This is a genomic window from Orenia metallireducens (assembly GCF_003001995.1).
Classification (GTDB): domain Bacteria; phylum Bacillota; class Halanaerobiia; order Halobacteroidales; family Halobacteroidaceae; genus Orenia; species Orenia metallireducens_B.
On record NZ_PVNB01000024.1, the window covers coordinates 1 to 18,539 of the forward strand.

Annotated in this window: 11 protein-coding genes; all 11 read left to right on the forward strand. The window is 34.1% G+C overall.

Going from position 1 to position 18,539, the window contains the following annotated elements:
* Positions 1-226: 226 nt before the first annotated feature.
* The 11 genes from BX659_RS14330 (at position 227) to BX659_RS14380 (ending at position 18,538) form a co-directional block, all read left to right on the forward strand.
* Entirely contained in the window at positions 227-1,249 is a 1,023-nt protein-coding gene (locus tag BX659_RS14330; RefSeq protein ID WP_097016974.1) for an alpha/beta hydrolase, read from the forward strand.
* A 44-nt stretch (positions 1,250-1,293) separates the two neighbouring features.
* A complete protein-coding gene (locus BX659_RS14335; protein ID WP_172431838.1) occupies positions 1,294-2,643 on the forward strand; it encodes a hypothetical protein in 1,350 nt (449 codons plus the stop codon).
* A 909-nt stretch (positions 2,644-3,552) separates the two neighbouring features.
* Positions 3,553-4,488 carry a porin gene (locus BX659_RS14340; protein ID WP_097016976.1) on the forward strand — a complete coding sequence of 312 codons (936 nt, stop codon included), beginning with the start codon at positions 3,553-3,555 and terminating at the stop codon, positions 4,486-4,488.
* 142 nt (positions 4,489-4,630) lie between these two features.
* Positions 4,631-9,226 (forward strand): bacterial Ig-like domain-containing protein, encoded by a 4,596-nt coding sequence (locus tag BX659_RS14345; protein WP_106231919.1) that lies wholly within the window; start codon positions 4,631-4,633, stop codon positions 9,224-9,226.
* 256 nt (positions 9,227-9,482) lie between these two features.
* The gene (locus BX659_RS14350; protein WP_106231921.1) at positions 9,483-10,799 is read left to right on the forward strand and encodes an extracellular solute-binding protein; all 1,317 of its coding nucleotides are present in this window, start codon (positions 9,483-9,485) and stop codon (positions 10,797-10,799) included.
* A 290-nt stretch (positions 10,800-11,089) separates the two neighbouring features.
* A complete protein-coding gene (locus tag BX659_RS14355; protein ID WP_106231923.1) occupies positions 11,090-12,400 on the forward strand; it encodes an ABC transporter substrate-binding protein in 1,311 nt (436 codons plus the stop codon).
* 157 nt (positions 12,401-12,557) lie between these two features.
* Entirely contained in the window at positions 12,558-13,745 is a 1,188-nt protein-coding gene (locus BX659_RS14360; RefSeq protein WP_106231924.1) for a Gfo/Idh/MocA family protein, read from the forward strand.
* Between the two features lie 87 nt (positions 13,746-13,832).
* Positions 13,833-15,827 (forward strand): FAD-dependent oxidoreductase, encoded by a 1,995-nt coding sequence (locus BX659_RS14365; RefSeq protein ID WP_097016981.1) that lies wholly within the window; start codon positions 13,833-13,835, stop codon positions 15,825-15,827.
* Positions 15,828-15,880: 53 nt separating this feature from the next.
* Positions 15,881-16,324 carry a DMT family transporter gene (locus tag BX659_RS14370; RefSeq protein WP_097016982.1) on the forward strand — a complete coding sequence of 148 codons (444 nt, stop codon included), beginning with the start codon at positions 15,881-15,883 and terminating at the stop codon, positions 16,322-16,324.
* A 20-nt stretch (positions 16,325-16,344) separates the two neighbouring features.
* Positions 16,345-17,271 (forward strand): rhamnogalacturonan acetylesterase, encoded by a 927-nt coding sequence (locus BX659_RS14375; RefSeq protein WP_106231926.1) that lies wholly within the window; start codon positions 16,345-16,347, stop codon positions 17,269-17,271.
* A 334-nt stretch (positions 17,272-17,605) separates the two neighbouring features.
* Positions 17,606-18,538, forward strand: a complete 933-nt coding sequence (locus BX659_RS14380; protein WP_106231928.1) for an AEC family transporter — start codon at positions 17,606-17,608, stop codon at positions 18,536-18,538.
* Position 18,539: the final 1 nt, after the last annotated feature.

The window sequence follows — 18,539 nt, forward strand, 5'->3', positions numbered from 1 at the left end:
AATAGGACATTTGTCCTATTGTTAAATTTAAAACTATGAGTAATAAAATATAGTAAGAGTTTCAATTGTATTTTTTAACAATGCAACGATAGTGATAAAAACTTAAAAATGAGATATCATTGAAAAAAACTAAAAAAGTAAAAATGTCGTAATATCTCTATATTGTTTCATTTATAATAAGATATAGTTGATTTCCATTCTGGATCTTATAAGAAAGGAGGATAATATGTCTTTAAATCCTGATAAATATCTTAAAGTACTGTACCAAGATCATCTTCCAAAGTATACCTTTGCTTCTAAGAGTAAAGAGGAGTGGTCTAATTGGAGAGAAGACTTGAAGGAAGCTCTGATTGAAGCATTAGGTGGGATTACAGTAGAAGATAATACCCCTTTAAAAGCAGAGATCAGTGAAGAGGTAGAATATGATTCTTATCTACGGCAGAGAGTGGTCTTTAATATAAATGACTACTTAAAGACCTCTGCTTATCTCTTAATTCCAAAGGATAAAAGAAAAGAATACCCAGCTATAGTAGCCTGCCATGGTCATGGCTATGGTAGTAAAGAGGTTGTAGGATTAACTCCAGCAGGTTTGGAGAATCAAAAGCCAACTTGCCATAATAATTTTGCTCTAGACTTAGTAAAAAAGGGGTTTTTAGTGATTGCTCCTGAGATTATTGGTTTTGGAGAGAGGAGGCTAGCAGAGGATAATCATAGCACTCCAACTGAAAATTCCTGTTATCAACTGGCTACTTATCTATTGATGTTTGGTAAGACTCTGGCAGGGATGCGGGTAATTGATATTAGTAGAAGTATCGACTATCTGTTAAGTAGAAATGATGTAGCCAGTCAAAGAATAGGCTGTATGGGCTTTTCAGGGGGAGGGATGGTGGCTGCTTTAGCTAGTGCTCTTGATGAGAGAATAAGGGTAGCTGTAATCAGTGGTTATACCAATACCTTCAAGGATAGTATTATGTCAACAGAGCATTGTTTAGACAACTATATACCGGGGATATTGAAGTATGCCGAGTTAGCTGATATTATTGGGATGATTGCTCCTAGACCTCTGTTAATCCAAGCTGGACTGACAGATAATATCTTCCCTATTGATGGTGTATTAACTGCTTATCAGAGGATAAAAGAGGTATATCAATGTCTAGATATTGAAGATAAAGTAGCTAAAGATATTATCGATAAAGGGCATGAGGTTGCTACTGATAAGCCCTGTGAATGGTTTAAAAGATGGTTATAGCTGATTGAAGAGAGTTAATGTATCTGAAAGGAGTTTCAGTCTCAATGTCAGAAGAGTTCAAAAAAATTAGTTATCGTCAATTATTTTATTTCTTTTTACCCCTTGCTGTTATGCCGGCTATAATTGGAATATCCCATACTGCTGTCAATGCTACCTTGGCTCGATTGCCCTTTCCTGAATTGACCTTGGCTGTATTTGCTGTGGCCAAAAGTATAAGTAATATTATAAAATCACCTATTCATATGAGTCGCCAAGTAATTACGTCTTTAGTGAAGAGTGTTGAAGGTTATTATCTGGCAACTAAATTTATCTTATTATTAAGTGGAACTTATTTTTTCATATTATCTTTATTGGGCTATACTCCCTTAGGTGGTTTTTTATTAAGTAAGGTAATTGGGTTGACAGAGCCTAAGCAGATTGCTTTTGGGTATGTTGCCTTGAGGATTATGTGTTTTATTCCTTTCCTTGAGGCCTTACGTAATATCTATCAGGGAATAGCTATTAGCTTAAAGAAGACCCAACTGCTTACACCTGGAGTATTGCTAAGAATAGTTGCTATTTTATTGTTCCTATGGTGGATTACATACAGTAAAGCAGTTTCAGGGGTTGTAGCAGGTAGTTTAGTTTGGGTGGTAGGTATTGGAATTGAGACACTTTTCATTGGGGGAGCTTTAATTTATTACTATGGCTCTTTAGAGGGGGCGATAGAGGAAATCGTTATCCAAGATGATGAAAAGTTAACATTATCTAAAATCATTAAATTCTTTATACCTATAGGGCTGATGTCATTTTTAATCCAGTTTGTGCAGCCTGTTATCCAAAGTGGTATAGCTCATAGCCATACAGCAACCAATTCATTGGCAGCTTATGGTGTTGCTTGGACTTTAGTCATGGTCTTGGTGGGTGCTCTTGATATGTTGCATCAGTGTTCTTTGGTTTATTCATATCACCTTGATAATTATAATTGGAATAAGATTCGCAACTTCTGTGTAGGGTCAGGGGCAGTTGTTAGTAGTTTGATATTCATTACAGCAATTAGTCCAATTGGTTATTGGGTATTGAATACCTTGATCTCTATTTCAGAACCAGTTACTGAAATTGCTCGACAGGTTATGATTGCTTTTTCATTATTTCCAGTGATTCGTGCCTTCAAAGAAGCCTATTGGGGTGTATTGATGCAACAGCAGAATACTTCTATAATCGGGATAGCCAAGACAATTAACTTGGTGGTTGTTGCTATATCTTTCTGGTTATTAGTATCAATTATAGATATAGAGGTTGCTGTTTTAGGAGCTATAGCTATTAGCATTGGTGAAGGGGTTGAAAGTATAGTGATCTGGTATTATGCCTTTAGTAAAGGTATCTTAGAAGAGAAAGATTATATCCTCTGTTGATAAACTAGATCAGATAGCTAATTAAAATTATAGAGGTGATCAGATGGGAGATTTTGAGATTAGGTAATATGGCAGATAAAATTTCTGATTAGGAATATATTTATATTCTTTATGATTTATTGAGAAGATAAGCTTATAAAGGTTAATTTTATAAGTTGTTTATCAAGAATAAATAAATAAATCTGATTTATTCTCTTGAAATCAGAAAAAAGTTTCAAAAAACATTTGACATATGAGGAAAAACAAGGTATAATTTATATAAATTATACAAAATGTATAATTTTATAAAAATATAATATAACTAATATAAGTTTACAACCCCATTAAAGCCTATAATGCTTAGGCTTGACACTTTTTTCATTAAGTTGCTCCACAAAGTACTATTGTTTTTCCCCAACTGCCTGTTAGGCAGACCCTGAGGGTAGTCTTCTTAAGGGAGTACCCTTGGGGTGAAACCTACTCTAAGAGATAGACATCCAACTCTATAAGATAAAATACAAAGATAATTGGCATAGATGAAAATATAAGATGATACAATGAAGATTTTGAGATTTAATTAATCTTTGATCCATGCTAATTTATTTCTAAAAAATGATTTTTAAATCTGATTTTAGAGTCAAGCAAGTATAAGTTAATTCAATTAAGAGAACTACTTATAAGTACAAGTAAAGCAATAATTTAGGAGCTTGGAAAACGGTTCCCAAAATGAGTCAATAAGTTTATAAAATACAATATAAGTCTATAAGCCTATAAGCCTGTTAAAACTGATGATATCAATAATTTATGATATCAATATAAGTTTAGCAGGTTTTTAATATTAGGCGATAGATTATTAAATTAAGGAGGTGATCTAAAGATTTTGAAGGCTTTATTTTAAACTAAAAAACTATTATTAGGGGGAAATTTAAAATGAGAAGATTTTCAATTTTGTTATTAAGTGCTTTATTAATTTTTGCATTCACTACAGTTTCTATGGCAAACCCAACTATCAAGGGAGATTTTCGTTATAACATTTACAAGGATGAAACTAAAGATGATGAAAACTATGCTCAATCTGATTTAAGAGTTAGTATAGAAGATGACTTAAGTGATTCACTTCATGTTTTTGCTAAATTTAGAGTAAAAAATGAGACTGATAAAGATAATGGCGAGATGTATGCAGATGAGTATTATGTAAAATATAAAGAGTCTTGGGGTTCTATAAAGGCTGGTCACTATGGATATAAATTCACTCCAAGTCGTGTTTTATTGAAATCTGCAGAATATCATGAATTTCCAAGTGTTGATATTATGGCTGCTACTACTTTTAATACTTCAGTAGATGGTTTGACTTTTGATGTATTGTACCAACCTTATGCTGATGATGAGGAAGAAGAGATTGGTGCTGGTGCGTATGGTTTGACTGCTGACTATAATGCTGGTAACTGGGGAGCTAAGATCAGTTATGCTGATTTAGCAAAACCTGCTGCAGGCAGTAGTAGCTCTAGTGATGCAGATCTTTTAGCTTTGGATGTTTATTATAAGCTTGATAATGGGATGAAGTTCTTTGTTAATGCTGTTGATTATAGTGCTAATGATAAGAAATATTCTCGTTATGGTAGTAAGGGTATTGATGGTATTGACCCTGTGTTAGGTTTTCAGTGGAAGAAGGTTGCTGGTTCCAAATTTGATGTTAGTGCAGAATATGCTATTAATCCTCGTTTTGAAGATACTGATGCTGAGTATAATGGTCTTGCTCTTGGTGCTAAATACCAAATCACTAAAAATACTAAGCTAGAATTTGAACATTATGTTAAGAGTGATGATGAGACTAAAACTATGGGACGAATCAGATATAAGTTCTAAGTTGACTATCTTATCACTATAAGGAATGAAGCGGGAGAATATGCGCCCGCTCTTCCTTATTTATAAATAGTTTGTTTTAGACTTTAAAGCAATGCTTTAGATAAGAAGCAGGGAATAGATATGATAAAAAGGGGGTTGTTTAGTGCTGACTTTGGAAAGAGTACCAACTATTTGTCTGTTAGTTTTATCTCTATTATTGGTTTCAATAATAGTTTGTGCTGAGGATCAGATGATTAGTATTTCAAGTGATTGGCAAGGAAGTATCTTTGGTAATGTAGGTGGTCAAGATAAGATAACTACTCAAAACTTTGAAATCACTGAAAATAGTGATCGGACTGTTAAACTAAGAAGTTCTAATAATAAAGGTAAGATTGAGAGTAAATCAGAAGGAATAGCTTATTATTTTAAAGAGGTTCCTGCTGATGCTAACTTTGAATTTAGTGCAACAGCTACAGTAGAATCCTTTACTATGAATAATCAGGTATCCTTTGGTCTAATGCTTCGTGATAAGGTACTTTATAATCAGAGTAATAAAGAAGATATAGGATATACTTTGGCGTCAGGAATTTTAAATGCTAAAAAGGATATCCCTAAGGTAGGATTTTATAGGACTGCCAAAGGGCAAAGCAAAGTAGGGGAATTAGTAAATGATGCTATCCCTAGCTCTGGTAGTGTTTATAATATAAGTATTAAGAAATCAGGAAATACCTATGTACTAAAGTTTGGTAATGAAGAGCCTGTGATAATCAATGATTTTGATGGGTTTGAAAGTGGAAAATTATTTGCAGGTCTCTATACTGCCAGAAATACAACGGTTACCTTTAGTAATATAAGCTTAAGCATTGAAGGTGAATTTAGTGATTGGCAAAAAAGTATCTTTGGCAATGTCGGTGGACAGGACAAAATAACTGAAGAGAACTTTGAGATTAGAGAGAAGAGTGATGGAAGTGTTAAGCTAAGAAGTTCTAATAATAAAGGTAAGATTGAGAGTAAATCAGAAGGAATAGCTTATTATTTCAAGGAAACTAATGCCAATACTAACTTTGAAATTACAGCTAAAGCTAAGGTAGAGTCCTTTACTATAAATAATCAGGTATCCTTTGGTCTAATGGTTAGAGATAAGGTACTTTATAATCAGAGTAATAAACATGATATAGGATATGCTCTGGCTGCTGGAATTCTTAATGCTAAAAAAGATGTTCCCAAGACAGGGTTTTATAGAACTGCAAAGGGGCAGACCAAGATAGGAGAATTAGTAAATGAAGCTGTGCCTAGTGCAGGTGCTGTCTATGATTTGAGTATTAAGAAATCTGGTAATACTTATGTATTGAAGTTTGGTAATGAAGACCCTGTAGTAGTTGCTAATTTTGACGGTTTTGTAGGTAGTACCCGTTATGTTGGTCTTTATACTGCTAGAAATACAGCAGTTACCTTTAGTGATATTAAGATCAATGTAGATACTAGAAAGGTAACAGATCTCAAGGTAGATACAGCTGCAATGAAGACTGATTATCTTTTAGAGCAAAAGTTAGACTTAACAGGATTGAAAGTAACAGCAGAATTCTCTGATGGTGCTCAAAAGGTACTTTCACAGGATGATTATATTGTAGCAGGTTTTGATAGTAGTGTAGTAGGTACTAACACAATTACAATAAATTACAATGGAGTAACTACAACTACTGACTTAAAGATAAATCCTTTAACCTGTACAGCTTTGAAGATAAAGTATTATCCAGCTAAAACCGATTATTATAAGGGAGATAGCTTTGATCCTGAAGGTTTTGCTGTGATAGCTGAATATAATAATGGCTATAAAGTTGAAGAGCTTAGAAGTGATCAATATACCTTCTTCATTGAAGGGAAATCGGTTACCGGAAAAGAATATCTATTTAACAGCTCAGGGGAGAAGTTAGTAACTGTTAGATCAACTGAAACTCCTAGTACAGCAACTAGTTTTAAAGTAAATGTCAATAGTGCTGAAATTGCTGGATTAGAAATTAGTAAAGCACCTAAGAAGAGTTTATATTTTCTTGGTGATAAATTAGATCTTAGTGGTATGACTGTATATGCAAGATATAGTGATGACACTAAAGTAAGGCTTAGTAAAGATGAATATTCGCTAACTCCTTTAGATACTAGAACTGCTGGGCAAAAAGAGGTTATTATTTCATATAAAGGAGAAACAGCAGAATTAAATTTAACTGTAAAGAGAAGAGAGTTAAGGGGTATTGAAGTTACAGATTATCCTAAGACTACCTTCTATCTTGGTGAGGATTTTACAAGTAGAGGCTTAGAAGTTTCTAAGGTCTATGATAATCTTGATAGAGAAGTATTGGCTAGTTATAATTACAAAGTTAATGTATCAAACTTTGATAATAGCAAGGTTGGAGTCTATCAGATTAAGATTATTCCTGATAATAACTCAATTGCACCTATTACTTATCCAGTAACTGTAAGAAAGCAGAAGAAATATGAGTGGAAATACACCAGGTTTGGCCAATCTACAGATCAAGAAAATGATTTTGCTAATGTAAAAGCAGATGGCACAATCGAGGTTGCTTCTATCAATGGTCGTGGTAAGGTTGCAACAGACCATGATGGTATCAGTTTCTATTACACAGTAATTGATGCTAAAAAGGATAATTTCGTATTGTCTGCTGATATTAAAGTGATTGAATATGCTAAAACTCCACATGATGGTCAAGAAGGCTTTGGTATTATGGCAAGAGATGCCATAGGGGAATTTGATGATACTGGAGTATTTGCTTCTAACATTGTTGGTGTAGGTGGATTTAGTGGAGGGACTAAAGATCCTAATGGAACACAGCTCTTTATGAGAACTGGTGTTGAATCTCCAGATGGAGCAGGAAGTAATGGTCTCTCAAGTATGATGATTAAAGAAGAAAGACCTACAACAAGTAATACCTATCCTTCTAAGAAATATAGATTGACTCTAGCCAAGACAAATAGTGGTTATGTAGGAAGACTTAATGATGGTAAAGAGGTAACATTATTTAAACCTCAGTTATTGAATGTTCAAAATTCAAAGATTTATCTAGGCTTCTTCGCTGCTCGTGTTGGACATATTGAAGTAAGCAATGTAGATTTTAGAGTTTCAGCAGCAAAAACTGATGCACCAAAGGTAGAACCTCCTAAGAAAGCAGTGACACCTACTTTTGACTTCTTATCATTAGAAAAGACTTCTAAAATTGATTATAAGTTACTGTTAGAATCGAACGTTAATGGCACAGTTGTTGTTAAGCAAGATCGAAAAGTTATTGCTAAAGATAAAGCACTTAAAGCTGATCAAGAATTCTCAATAGATACAGAGATAGCTAAGAATGCTAAGACTAACTTTAGTGTTATATTCTTGCCTGATGATACACAGTATCTAACTTCTTATGATAAATTAGTCAAGAATTATACCGTTGAAATGAAGACATATAATGAAAATGGTAACATCTATGTTTCACCAACTGCTAAAGCAGATGGAACAGGTACACTAGATAATCCACTTGATTTGGATATTGCAATTAATTTTGTTCGTGCTGGTCAAAAAATTATCCTACTTGATGGTAGATATGTACGTAATTCAATACTGGATATAAAGAAACATAATAGTGGTACTGCTAAAGCTAGAAAATATCTTGTGGCAGCACCAAATGCCAGACCAATTATAGATTTTGCTAAAAAGACTGAAGGTGTTCTTTTAAGTGGTGATTATTGGCATGTAAAAGGTATTGAATTTACCCGTTCAGCACCAAATAAGAGAGGCTTTGTTGTCGGTGGTAACCATAATATAATTGAAGAGTGTCTATTCTATGAGAATGGTGATACAGGATTACAGATCAGTCGTACAGACTATACTGAATATGATAAGTCTAAGTGGCCATCTTATAACTTAATCCTTAATTCTACCTCCTTTGATAATGCTGACCCATCGAATAATAATGCAGATGGCTTTGCAGCTAAGCTTACCTCAGGTGTAGGTAATGTCTTTAGAGGATGTATCTCCCATAATAATATCGATGATGGCTGGGATTTATATACCAAAGTAGGTACAGGAGCTATTGGTGCTGTTCGTATTGAGAAGTCTATTGCCTACAATAATGGTACTCTAACAGATGGTACTGTCGGTGATGGTGATAAGAATGGATTTAAACTCGGTGGTGAAGGTGTTCATGTAGCACATATTATTACCCAGAGTATAGCTTTTGGAAATGGAGCAGTTGGATTTACTAGCAATAGTAATCCAGGGGTTATTGCTATCAATAATATTGGCTTTAACAATGCTGGGGCTAATATAGATTTTAGTAGCTATAAAGGAATAGAGCTTGATTTTAAAATTGATGGCTTTATTTCATTAAGCACCAAAAAGATTGAGGCAGATAGTTATCCAAAAGAGCTAGAAGCAGCCAATAACTATATGTTCAATGGATCTGTTTCAGAGAATAAATTTGGTGAAAGGATAACAGAAGAGGACTTTGTAAGTGTCAATCCAAAGTTACCTTTTAAAAGGGATGCCCAAGGTAACATTTTATTGGGAGACTTCCTTAAGCCAATTGAAAGTAAATCAGCTAATAGAGGTTATCAAATCTATCTAGTCAAGTATGGAGATACTTTAAGTCAGATTGCTGTTGATTATGGACTATGGTGGCCAGAATTAGCTAGATTAAATCATTTAGAGAATCCAGATCTAATTTATCCAGGTGATGAGATTAAAGTACCTATAAATTAGGTAGATATAGAATTTTTACTATATTTATCTGCTATGATAGCTGAATTGACCAATATAATAAAACCAGCAAAAGGTGCTATCCTATAATTAAAATTTCAAAGCTCTATAGGATAGTACTAGATCATACCTTAATATTTATTAAAATTCACTATATTTTTCACCTTTAAATTTTTATTTGCATTTGAGTGTTAATTCTTAGCTATAAATCTAATTATAGCTATGAGTAATAAGCCAATGAAAGCTAAGGGGGAAGTATATGTTTAATAAGAAAGGGTTAATGCTATTTTTGACTTTAGTATTGGTGTTCTCTTTATCAGTTACTAGTAATGCTTGGTGGATTTTTGGTGGAGATGATAAGAAGATAAAGGATGATAAGGTTACAATCCGTTTTGCCTGGTGGGGATCTCAAAGTAGGCATGAGAGAACATTAAAGGTTATAGAATTATTTGAAAAGAAATATCCAAATATTAAAGTTCAGCCAGAGTATACAGGCTGGAGTGGTTATTGGGATAAAATGAATGCCCAAGCTGCTGGAAACAACTTGCCTGATATTATTCAACATGTTCGTAAATATATCAACGGATATGCTGAGGGTGGTCAGTTGCTAGATTTAACTCCCTATATAGAAAATGGTACTTTAAATACTAGCAATATTGATGATGTATATCTTCAAATGGGGCAAGTTTATGGTAAACAAATAGGGATGGCTACAGGAGTTAATGCACCAGCAGTTTATTATGATAAAGAATTATTTGATAAAGCAGGAGTAGCTTATCCAAGTGGAGATGATACTTGGCAAGATAGAGCAGAGAAGTTTAAGAAAATCCATAATAAATTAGGTATTCTGGGGGCTTCAACTCCATTGGCCCAACAAGAAGGTATAGGATTTGTAATTTATCTCAGACAGCATGGACTAAACTTTTTCTCTGAAGATGGAGATAGCTTAGGATATGATAATGATCAATTATATGTAGATTTTATGCAAATGGATTTAGATCTGATAAAAGCAGGAGCCGTACAAAATGCTTCTCAGAGACAAGAATCTGCACGTGCAATTGAGGAAGATTGGATTACTAAACAAAAAACTGCAACTGCAACCTATTGGAGTAACCAACTTGCAGCTTTATCAATGGGGGCTGGTAAGATATTAACCCCTGCCCTATACCCGATAGCTAAAGGTCAAGTTCAAGAGGGAAGATACTTACAACCAGCGATGTTACTAACAGTAAGCAAGAATACAAAACATCCAAAGGAAGTAATGAAGTTTCTTAACTTCTGGTTCCATGATATTGAAGCAGGTAAAATATTAGGTACAGATCGAGGAACTCCAACTGAAAGTAAGGTGAAAGCGGCAGTAAAAGCAGAAGCAGATAAATATGATCAAGTAGTATTTGACTTTGTTGATGAGGCTGCAGAAAATGCTGGTTCTGTTCTTCCTCCTGAGCCACCTGAGTATCAAGAAGTTATTAAAGCATTTCAAGAGGTGTACTGGAAGGTTATTTATAAACAGATCAGTCCTAAAGAAGGATCAAAAGAGTTTAGAAGGAAAGCAAATAATATCTTAGGATATTAGTAAACTTACTATAAATATCAGATCTTAAAGTGGAGCTTAATGGGGATATAGTGACACTTTAGCTACTAGCTACTGGCCTCTCCTATGGGTTTGAAAATCATAAACCCTCCGTGATAAATCTGCTATTAGCTAAGAACTTATAAAGCTAGAGGCTAGTAGCCAGTAGCTAGTGGTTATTAAAAAGTGTCGCATTATCTCTTTATAATTTCATAATTAAACTTCTTTCTAAAGTTGGATGACTATAATATATGATAACAATTAGAAATAAATAAAAATTTAGGAGGGAATATATGTTTAATAAAAAATGGTTAATATTAAGTTTTACCTTAGTGTTGGTTTGTTCTTTGTCAGTTACAAGTAGTGCATGGTGGATCTTTGGTGGAGATGATAAGAGTGAAGATGATCAAGTTACAATTCGCTTTGCTTGGTGGGGCTCTCAAAGTAGACATGAAAGAACATTAAAGGTTATAGAATTATTTGAAAAAAAGTATCCTAACATTAAAGTTCAACCAGAGTATACAGGTTGGAGTGGTTATTGGGATAAGATGAATGCTCAAGCAGCAGGAAAGAACTTACCTGATATCATTCAACATGTCCGTAAATATATGAGTGGTTATGTTAAAAATGATCAGTTGTTAGATCTAACTCCTTATATAAAGAATGGTACTTTAGATACTGCTAATATTGGTGATGCTTATCTAGAGATGGGTAAAATTTATGGCAAGCAGATGGGTATGGCTACAGGGGTTAATGCTCCAGCAGGCTATTATGATAAAGAATTATTTGATAAAGCAGGAGTAGCTTATCCAAGTACAGATGATACTTGGCAAGATAGAGCAGAGATGTTTAAGAAGATTCATGATAAACTAGGTATTTTGGGAGCTTCAACTCCAGCAGCTCAACAAGATTGTACAGGTTTTACAGTTTATTTAAGGCAGCATGGAGCAAGCTTCTTTGCTGAAGATGGTAAGAGCTTAGGCTATGATGATGATCAGTTGTTTGTAGACTTTATGAAGATGGATTTAGACCTGATAAATGCAGGAGCTGTACAGAATGCATCACAAAGACAAGAGACTGCTGGTGCAATTGAAGAGGATTTAGTAACTAAACAGAAAGCTGCAACTGCAACAAATTACTGGAGTAATCAGCTTGCTGCCATCTCAACAGGGGCTGGCAAAACACTATATCCTTTCTTATATCCTAGAGCTAAAGATCAAGTTCAAGAAGGTAGATACTTAAACCCAGCTATGTTGCTGACAGTAAGTAAGAATACAGAGTACCCAGAAGAGGTAATGAAATTCTTGAATTTCTGGTTCCATGATATTGAAGCAGGTAAGATATTAGGAACAGATAGAGGAACTCCAGTTGAAAGCAAGGTAAAAGCAGCAATCAAAGCAGATGCAAGTGAGTATGACAAGATAGTCTTTGATTTTGTTGATGAAGCTGCAGCTAATGCTGGTTCTGTTCTACCTGCTGAGCCACCTATAGCTCAGGAAGTAATTAGAGCCTATGAAGAGGTCTATTGGAAGATTATTTATAAGCAAATTACTCCTGAACAAGGTGCAAAGGAATTTAGAAAGAATGCAAGTGCTATATTTTAAGATAAAGCTTTAGAAAGAACTTAGAACTTCTCTTCTATTAATTACTAATCTAATTAGGAAGGGGGAATTATCCTCCTTCCTAATTAGATTATCAAAAGATTTGAGTTAATGATTGACTTTATAACAATATTAATTATTTCAATAGGGAGGTTTATTTGTGGATAAACCCTTGGATATTTTATTAGTTGGCATCGGTGGTTATGGCAATAAATACGTCAATGCTCTATTAGATAATAAGAAAGAGAGAAATTACAAGATAAGAGGAGTAGTCGATCCTTATCCTCAAGGGTGTCAGAGATTAGCAGAGTTAGAGAAGAGAGAAATTCAAATTTATTCTACAATGGATCAATTCTATTTAGAAGAAAAGGCTGATCTAGTCTGTATCTCTTCGCCAATTCAGTATCATCTAAAGCATATAGTAACTGCTTTAGATAATGGTAGTAATGTATTATGTGAAAAGCCATTATCTGCTACTGTTGAGTCAGGAAATCAAATAATTAACAAGAAGAATCAAAGTGGAAAATTTGTAGCTATTGGCTATCAGTGGTCCTTTAGTGATGCAATTCAAGAGTTAAAAAGAGATATTATCAAAGGAGTACTAGGAAGAGCAGTCAGACTAAAGACTATAGTTTTATGGCCACGAAGTATTGATTATTATAATCGTAATAACTGGGCTGGCAAGATAAAGGATAATAAGGGTAATTGGGTCTTTGATAGTGTAGCCAATAATGCCACAGCTCATTTTCTGCATAATATGTATTATCTTTTAGGAAGCCAAATAAACCAGAGTGCTACTCTTAAATCTATTCAAGCAGAGACCTATAAGGTTAATGATATCGAAACCTTCGATACAGTAGCTTTAAGGACGATGGTCAATGATGGTACAGAGGTATTATTCTATGCTACCCATGCTGTCAAAGAAAGGGTCAATCCCCGTTTTGTCTTTGAATTTGAACAAGGGGTTGTAACTTATGATGGGAGTGAAGAGGGGGCAGAGATTATAGCAGAATTTGAAGATGGTAGTATGAAAAATTATGGTGATCCCTTTAAAGATGATACTAAGAAGATCTGGTTGGCAATTGATGCTGTAGAGAATAAAGAATCTATCTATTGTGGTCCAGAAGCTACTTTAGCTCAGGTACAAGCAATTAAAGGAATTCACCAGTCTGTGGGAGAGGCTACTAGATTTGCAGAAAAGCTAATTAGAAGTGCTTATAATAATAATGAAGAGATTAGATATGTTGAAGGTTTAGATGGAGTTTTAGAAGATTGTTATGATAAATATTTATTACCAACAGAATTAGGTATAAGTTGGGCTAAGTCTGGTAAGTTAGTGAAATTATAAAAGACAAATATTCTGCAACAAACTTAAAAATAGTTGCTTAATTATAAATTAAAAGGTGATATTAGAGTTAAATAAGGAGGCTATAAGATGAAAAAGACAGAGATAGAATTTAATAATATAAGAATAGATATATATTCCTTAAATACAATAGTGGTCGGTTCAGGAGCAGCGGGATTTAATGCTGCCGATCGCCTTTATAACTTTGGACAGCAAGATATTGCTATTGTAACAGAAGGGATTAATATGGGGACTTCTAGAAACACTGGTTCTGATAAGCAGACTTATTATAAGTTGACCTTAGCAGGTGGAGAGCCTGATTCAGTCTTAGAGATGGCTAAGACCCTATATGATGGTGGAAGCATGGATGGGGATATTGCTTTAGTAGAAGCAGCCTTATCTGCCCAATCTTTTTATCATTTAGTAGATATAGGTGTTCCCTTTCCCCATAATTCTTTTGGGGAGTATGTAGGCTATAAGACAGATCATGATCCTCGCCAAAGAGCAACCTCAGCTGGTCCGTTAACCTCTAAATTTATGACTGAGAAGCTGCAAAAACAGGTAGAGCAGAAGGGTATCGAAATCTTTGCTGGTTATCAGGTCATTGGAATCTTAACTGATCAAAATGAGGAGAAGGCTATTGGATTATTGGCTTTGAATTTAAATCATTTAGAGGATATAAATAAGAGATATGCTCTATTTAACTGTACCAATATCATTTATGCTACTGGAGGTCCAGCAGGGATGTATGCTACTTCTGTTTATCCAGGTAGCCAGACAGGGGCATCAGGACTAGCTTTTGAAGCAGGGGTAATGGGTAAGAATCTGACAGAATCCCAATATGGAATTGCTTCGATTAAATTTAGATGGAATCTATCGGGAACCTATCAGCAGGTACTACCTAGATATATCTCTACAGATCAAGAGGGCAATGATGAGCAAGAGTTTTTAGAAGAGTACTTTGAAGATCCAGGTACCATGCTTGATGCAGTCTTTTTAAAAGGATATCAATGGCCCTTTGATCCCAAAAAAGTAAATAATTTTGGTTCTTCTCTAATCGATATTCTCGTTTATAATGAAACAGTGATTAAGGGGCGGAGAGTTTGGCTTGATTTTACCACTAATCCAAGTTGGGCTAGTAATGAAGAAGGTCAACTGGATTTCTCTTTGGTAAATGAAGAGACCTATCAATATTTAGAGAGCTCAAATGCCATTTTTGGAACTCCAATTGATCGGTTAGCCCAGATGAATCAGCCAGCAATAGATTTATATCTTGATAATGGAATTGATATCAACAAAGAATATCTAGAGATTGCTGTCTGTGCCCAACATAATAATGGTGGACTTGAAGGAAATCACTGGTGGGAGAGTAACTTGCATAATTTCTTTCCAGTAGGAGAAGTCAATGGAAGCCATGGTGTCTATCGACCAGGTGGAAGTGCTTTGAATTCAGGTCAGGTAGGTAGTACTAGAGCAGCACAGTATATTGCAGCAGTTTATCAACAAGAGCCTTTAAAGATAGCTGATTTTATTCAAAGATCTACAGAACAGGTTGAAGACAAGATAGATTTAGGAGAAAGCTTTGCCCAAAGTATTGAGAATGATAGTACAGTCTTAGATATTCGAGCAGAGATTGGGGAGAGAATGAGTAAAAATGGTGCCCATATTCGCTCTTTAGATTCTGCTAAACAAGCAGCCACAGCAGCTAAGGAGGATTTAACCTCGTTAGCCACTAGAACAAAGTTATCTTCGATTAAGGAATTACCTTTAGCTTTCCATAACTATGATATGCTAATTACTCAATATGTCTACCTCTCTGCAATCCAAAATTATATTGAAGAGGGTGGAAAGAGTAGAGGATCTTATCTAGTCTATGACCAAGCAGGCTTATTACCTATAGATAATTTTGTAGAAGAGTTCAGATTTAGCTTAGATAAGGAGAACTTTGCTGATAAGATACAGAGAGTAATCTATCAAGATGGTCAATGTAGCTTTAAGTGGGATCAGGTTAAAGAGATTCCAAATGATGATAATTGGTTTGAAAATGTTTGGAATAAGTATATGAAAGGTGAGATTATCAAATAAATTTCATTAGATTGATAGCAAAGAAAGATAATTTTTGATCAAGGAGGGATGTTATGGAGACAGCTTTTATGTTCTTAGCTTTTTTAGGCGGAGTAGCTATAGCTTTTCAAATAGGAATCAATTCTCAATTAAAATCTTGGCTAAATCATCCACTACAAGCCTCTTTGATTTCCTTTACTGTTGGAGCTATTTCCTTATTCTTTTATAATATAGTTTTAAGATTGAAATGGCCTGAAATATCACAGTTAGCTAAAGCTCCTTGGTGGGTATGGATAGGAGGAGTCTTGGGTTCTTTTTATGTATTTACCACAGTATACTTATCTTCCAAATTAGAAGCTACTCTCTTACTAGGGTTGATAATCTTTGGGCAGATGCTTGTCGCTTTAATTTTAGACCATTATGGTCTATTTGGATTTACTCAGGATAGGATTAATTTCTTGAAGGTATTAGGGGTAATATTTATGGTCTTAGGATTGGTGTTATTGAAGAAAAATTAATTAAATAGGGGGATATAATTATGCTTAAGAATTTAGTTGATCAAAAAACACTGGGGTTTACGATTGTATTAATTTGTTTATTTACAGCACTATTTAATGTAGGCTACTCTAAAATAGCAAATGCATTTAGCCATGGTCCATTAAAAGAAGATAAAAAGGAGACAGTTGAACAACAAGATTATTGGGATGAAGGTAAGCAGCTGTGGAATGTAGAAGCATTTAAAAATGATGATGATAAAAGCAAAGCATCTCAAGGATTAGAGAAGGCTACAATCTTTGTTGCAGGTGATTCAACTGCAAGTATTTATGAAGCAGAGAAATATCCTAGAACAGGGTGGGCACAAGTATTCGAAGATTTCTTTTATGATAATATTAAGGTAGATGATATGGCGGTTTCAGGCAGAAGCTCAAGAAGCTTTGTTGATGAAGGATATTTTGATAAGATGGCTCAAAAGATTAAAAAAGGTGATTATTTATTTATACAGTTTGGACATAATGATCAGAAAAATGATGAGAGATACACAGACCCTTTTACAACATATAGAGGATATTTAACAAAATATATAGATCTTGCAAGAAGTAAAGGAGCAACACCTGTACTTCTAACTTCAATTCAGCGTTTAGGTTATAGTACTTCAGGAAAAATAGTTGATACTCATGGGGATTATCTTGTAGCAGTAAGAATGCTTGGCAAGAAGTTGAATGTCCCTGTATTAGATATGGCTAAAAGGACAGAAGAACTTTATAATAAATTAGGCTTTGAAAAAGCAAAAAGGTTATACATGATTTTAGAGCCAGGAGAATATAAAAATTATCCAAATGGTCGCGATGACACAACTCATTTAACAGAGCAAGGAGCATATACAGTAAGTTATCTTGTAACAGAAGCGATAAGAGAGACTGACTTATCTTTATTAAAGAATTCATTAAAGGATATAAAAAAATAAAAATACTCCTTGTGCCAGTAGAGAACTTGATATAATAGATATTAAGGCAGTAACGGGTGATGAGTAGATAAGAAAAAATTTATTGAGAATTTTTATCTATGATTCTTTAAAAAGATAAAGACTCTTTGTGGGAGCTAAATTTCAATTGTCCTATCACAAAGGGTTAAAGAACCCGAAGAACAAATGACGATAAGGGATTTTTACTCGTTACCTGTTACTCATCACTAAATTATCACAATGTATACATTAACTACTATTACCTATATTGAAATAAAATTAGAACAACAGGTAAAAAATAGATAAATGAACTTTATATAAGGAGTGTAAGATAAACGTGAGTATCTTTTTATTTATATTATTAAATAATATAGCACCAATCTTTTTAATTATCTATCTAGGGTACATCCTTTCTAAGAAATTTAATTTAGATATTGCTTCATTAAGTAAGCTTAATTTTTATATTTTTGTACCTGCTTTAAGTTTAGTTAAAATTTATCAGACTGATATAGATACTAATCTATTAAAGGTCTTATTATATGCAGTGGTTTTCTTAGGAGTATTGATGACTGTGGCTACTATAATTGCTAGGTTTAGAGGCTATTCTACTTCAATGAGAAATGCCTTTAAGAATTCGATTATGTTTTATAATTCAGGTAACTTTGCCTTACCTTTAGTCACCCTTGTCTTTGCAGATACCCAGTATGCTGCTTATGCAGTCTCAATTCAAATAATGGTTCTGTTAGTTCAAACTTTAACTACTAATACATTAGGGTTTTATAATGCAGGTCGTGGGCAGATGCATTATAAAGAGACTATTAAGAAGGTCTTTAGAATGCCACCAGCTTATGCAGTTATGTTAGGGATAATGTTAAAATGGATTCCCTATGATTTTACCCAAAGTTTCTTATGGCCAGCTATTAATTATATGAAGAATGGACTCGTCCCTGTGGCTTTACTGACCTTAGGAGTACAATTATCTTTGACAAAATTTAATTTTAGAAATATAGAGGTTTACTTGACAAGCTTAGTAAGATTGATTGGTGGTCCAGTTTTGGCTTATCTATTGATCTTATTTTTAAGAATTGATGGTGTTATGGCTCAGGTATTACTGATCTCTTCGTCAGTACCTTCAGCTGTTAATACAGCATTAATTGCAGTAGAATTTGATAATGAACCTGATTTTGCTTCACAGGTGGTACTGACCACGACAGTATTGAGTTTATTTACCTTAACAGGAGTAATATTTATCTCTAAATATATCTTTTAAA